The organism is Pseudomonas sp. TJI-51 (genome assembly GCF_000190455.2).
Lineage (GTDB): Bacteria > Pseudomonadota > Gammaproteobacteria > Pseudomonadales > Pseudomonadaceae > Aquipseudomonas > Aquipseudomonas juntendi.
In genome coordinates, this window is record NZ_AEWE02000107.1 from 7,125 (window position 1) to 11,565 (window position 4,441).

Here is a 4,441-nt window from a genome sequence, read left to right on the forward strand (position 1 = left end):
GGCCAGGGCACCGGGCTGGGGCTGTCGACCATCTACGGCTTCGCCCGGCAGTCCGGCGGGCATGTGCTGCTGAGCAGCGTGGTGGGGCAGGGCACGGAGGTGACCCTGTTGCTGCCGGCCAGCGCGGAGGCAGCGGTAGCGGTGGAGCCGGCCAACGTGCAGAACCTGCAAGGCAATGGCGAGCACGTGCTGGTGGTGGAAGACATGGCCTCGGTGCAGGTGGCGGTGGCAGAAGCGCTGACCGATGCCGGGTACCGCTGTACGGTGGCCACCACCACTGACGAGGCGTTGCGGCACCTGCGCGACGACGCCAGCCTGGACATGATGCTGACCGATGTTGGCCTGCCGACCCTCAGCGGCCGCGAACTGGCCGACCTGGCGCGGTGCTACCGGCCCCAGTTGCCGGTGCTGTTCATGACCGGGTACGCCGATGCGGCCCAGGATCGCCAGGCCTTTCTCGGCGCGGGCATGGACATGCTGGTGAAGCCGTTTCAGCTCTATGAGCTGCTGGTGAAAGTGCGCCAGGCGGTCGGTACACGCTGAGGCAATTACCCCCGTCCATTTTTTCTGAAAATAAATGAGGTGTTTTCTCATTCTCGTTCGGCCTTTGCACAAGGCCGGAATACAGGCCGCCCGCCGACCCTCTACGGAGCGAGAAAATGAGTTCGACACCGGTTCCACAGCGCCACCCCCTCAGCCGTGCCATGCACGCGGCGATTCTGGGTTTGGTTGTCAGCAGCCCGGCATTGCCAGCGCTGGCACAACCTGCTGGCGCTGATCACGCCCTGCAACTGCAGCAGTGGAACATCCCTGCTGGCCCGCTGGCACCTGCGCTGGACCGTTTTGCCCGCCAGGCGGGTGTGAGCCTGGCCTTCGACGCGCAGACCGTGGCCAACCGCACCACCCCGGGCGTGCAGGGCGGCCTGGCGACGCCCGCCGCGTTGTCGGCGCTGTTGCAGGGGACCGATCTGCAGGTTGAACAGCAAGGCCCCCAGGCCTACCAGATCATTGCGCAAGCGCCGGCTGCCGGCCCGCTGGAGCTGGGTGCGACCGAGGATTACCGGCTGGCGCCGGTCATCATCAATGCCAAGGTCAAGGCCAGCGCCGATGACGACCTCAATTCAGTGGTGGCCAAGGAACTGTGGGTCGGTGGCAAGGTGGCCACCAGCATCCTCAATACCCCGGCCTCGGTGTCTGTGGTGACCCGCAAGGAAATGGAGCAGCGCAGCGTCAGCACCACCGAAGAAGCGCTGCAGTACAGCCCGGGCGTGGTCAGCGACTTCTACGGCTCGGACGACCGCAACGATTACTTCCAGATCCGCGGCTTCCAGGCCACCACCTACCGCGACGGCCTTACCCTGAGCTCGATGCGCGGTGTGCGCGAAGACCCCTATGCCTATGAGCGCATCGAGATTCTGCGCGGCGCCAACTCCACCCTGTTCGGCCCGGCAGACCCGGGCGGCTCGGTGAACTTCGTGACCAAACAGCCGCGCTTCGAGAAGTTCGGCCAGGGCTACGTGACCTACGGCTCCTACGACCATGCCGAGACCGGCATTGACGTGGGCGATGCCCTGAACGACGAGCAGACCCTGGCCGGCCGCTTCACGGCCAAGCTGCAGAACAGCGACCGCGAGTACGACCACTCGCAAGACGACAACCGCTTCGTGATGGGCGGCCTGACCTGGGCGCCCAGCGACTTCACCTCGGCCACGGTGATTCTCGATTACCTCAAGACCAACAGCTCGCCCAACAGCGGTGGCTACCCGCTGGACAAGGAATACGACCGCAGCGATTTCTACGGCGAGCCCGGCTACAACTTCCATGATGTGGAGCGCACCAGCCTCAGCGCCAGCATCACCCACGACTTCGACAACGGTTTCACCCTGCGCAGCAACCTGCGCTACAGCGAGCTGAGCGATGACTTCGGCTACGTCTACCTGAGCGACAGCGCCGAGCGGGTGGGCACCGTGATCCCCCGCTACGTGTTCGGCACCGACACCGACGCGGACCAGCTCAATGGCAACCTGATGCTGCAGTACGATGCCCAGTTCGAGCACATCGACAGCAGCACCCTGGTGGGCGTGGAATACCTGGACTCGACCAACAAACAGCGCTCGGTGTACAGCCTGGCGCCGTCGATAGACATCGCCAACCCCGTGTTCACCGGCGTACCCGGCGGCATCACGCCGTATAGCCGCGAGAAAAACGACGCCACCACCAAGGCCGTGTTCCTGCAGCAGAACCTGTCCTTCTACGACCGCGTCATTGCCACGGTGGGTATGCGCAATGACTCGATGGACCTGACCAGCACCGAGTATGTGGGGGGTGTGAACAGGCAGAGCGACACCTTCTCGGAAACCTCTTACCGCGGCGCGCTGACCTACATCGTCAACGATGAAGTGTCGACCTACGTCAGCATGGTGGAATCGGTTTCGCCGCCGCAGGTAGGGGTTACCCCGCAGACCGGCAGGCAGTACGAAGTGGGCGTGAAGTACTCGCCGCTGGGCATGGATGCGATGTTCTCGGCCGCCGTGTACGACCTGACCCAGGAAAACGTCACCATCGCCGTGGTGCTGCCCAGCGGCATCATCGAGCAGCAAACCGTGGGCGAGTCCCGCGCGCGCGGCCTGGACCTGGAAGCCAAGGCCCAGGTCACGCAAAACCTCAGCCTGATCGGGGCCTATTCGTACATGGACACCGAAGTGCTGCGCGGCTCGCTGTATGACGGCAGCTCGCTCAAAGGCAAAGCGTTTACCGTTGCGCCCAAGCATACGGCTTCGCTGTGGAGCTACTACGACATACCCGACACCGACGTGAGCGTGGGCTTGGGGGCGCGGTACGTGGGCGGTTACTTCATGGACGCGGCCAACACCAAGAAAAGCGACGGCACCACCCTGTTCGACGCTGCGCTGAACTACAAGATCGCCAAGGGCACCGACCTGGCGCTGAATGTCAGCAACCTGTTCGACGAGCAGCATGTGGTGGGCTCGGGTACGGCCGATTACTACAACCCAGGGCGGGAAGTGACCGCCAAGTTGAGTTACAGCTGGTAAGCCAGCCCAGGCTCATGATCGTCACCCAGCCCCAGAGCTGGGTGACCTCCTCCCAATCCAACCCTCGCATCCCCCAATCAAATAAAATTGTACAAAGAACTTTTCCTGTACAAGATAATCATAGGTCTGATATCAAAACGTCACTACGCGAAAACCCGTCCGCACCCTTGTGCACGGGACCCAGCGTAGCGTCCAGCCAGGCCTTGAAGGGTTGCCCCCACGATGCTCAACAATCTCAGTATCTCGAAAAAACTGTACACCGGTTTCGGTCTTGTACTGCTCATCATCGCCGTATTGGTACTGACTGCCTTGCGAGGCTTCGACCAGGTCAGCAGCAGCGTGAAGCGCAACATCCACAGCTACGACGTGCTCAACAGCTCCAGCAGCATGCTCAACAGCCTTGTCGACATAGAAACCGCCATGCGCGGTTTTGCCCTTACCGGCCAGGACAGCTTCCTTGAGCCCATGAACACAGGCGAAGAAGCGTTCACCGACGCGCTCAATCGCCTGAAGCAGGCAACCGCCGACAACCCCCAGCAGCAAGCCCGGCTGGCCGGCCTGCAACAGCTTTACCAACAGTGGCTGCAGCAAGACATGCAAACCAGCGTGAACCTGCGCCGCGAGGTCAATGCTGACCGCGCGCCGCTGACAACGCTGGTCAGCCAGATAAGCTCGGGCCAGGCCAAAGCCAAAATGGACGCCATGCGCGCCGTGATCAACGAATTCCAGGCGGCCGAGAAATCCCTGCAGGACGAGCGCAGCCTGCTGATGGACCAGGCTAAATCCACCGCCTTCACCATCCTGATCGCCGGCGGACTGGTCGCTGCAATCCTGGCTGTGCTGATCGCCACATTCCTCGCAAGAACCCTCACCCACCGCTTGGGTGAAGCTGTAGCGCTGGCGCGCAACATCGCTGACGGGCGCCTGGACAACACTATCGCCATTGAAGGTAAGGATGAAGTCAGCACCCTCCAACAGGCATTCGTGGCCATGCAAGACCGCCTGCGCACCATGATTGGCGAGATCAGGGCCAGTGCCGAACAACTGGTGGGGGCTGCCGACAACATTTCGGCGGCATCGGTACAGCTCTCCGCGTCAGCCCAGGAACAGTCGAGCTCGGCCTCCTCGATGGCGGCCACGGTCGAGGAGCTGACCGTGAGTATCAACCATGTCTCTGACAATGCGGTGGAAGCGCATGCCCAGTCCAGCGAGTCGGGTCGCCAGTCCAGCGAAGGCGGCAGCGTGATTCAGGAAACGCTGTCGCGCATGAACCTGATCGCCCAGACCGTAGAAGCTTCTGCCGGCCAGATCAGCGAACTGGACAGCCATGCCGAGCAGATTAGCAGCATTGTCAGCGTAATCAGCGGCATTGCCGAGCAGACCAACCT

Annotated in this window: 2 protein-coding genes and 1 pseudogene; all 3 read left to right on the forward strand. The window is 62.5% G+C overall.

Annotated features, from left to right (window positions below):
• Positions 1 to 543, forward strand: a 543-nt coding sequence (locus G1E_RS29755; protein ID WP_047150084.1) for a response regulator, incomplete at its 5' end; no start/stop codon positions are given.
• 116 nt (positions 544 to 659) lie between these two features.
• Complete coding sequence (locus G1E_RS21175; RefSeq protein ID WP_009683498.1) at positions 660 to 3,053, forward strand: TonB-dependent siderophore receptor; 2,394 nt, start codon at positions 660 to 662, stop codon at positions 3,051 to 3,053.
• A 222-nt stretch (positions 3,054 to 3,275) separates the two neighbouring features.
• Positions 3,276 to 4,441, forward strand: a pseudogene (locus G1E_RS21180) (methyl-accepting chemotaxis protein); the annotation flags it as partial.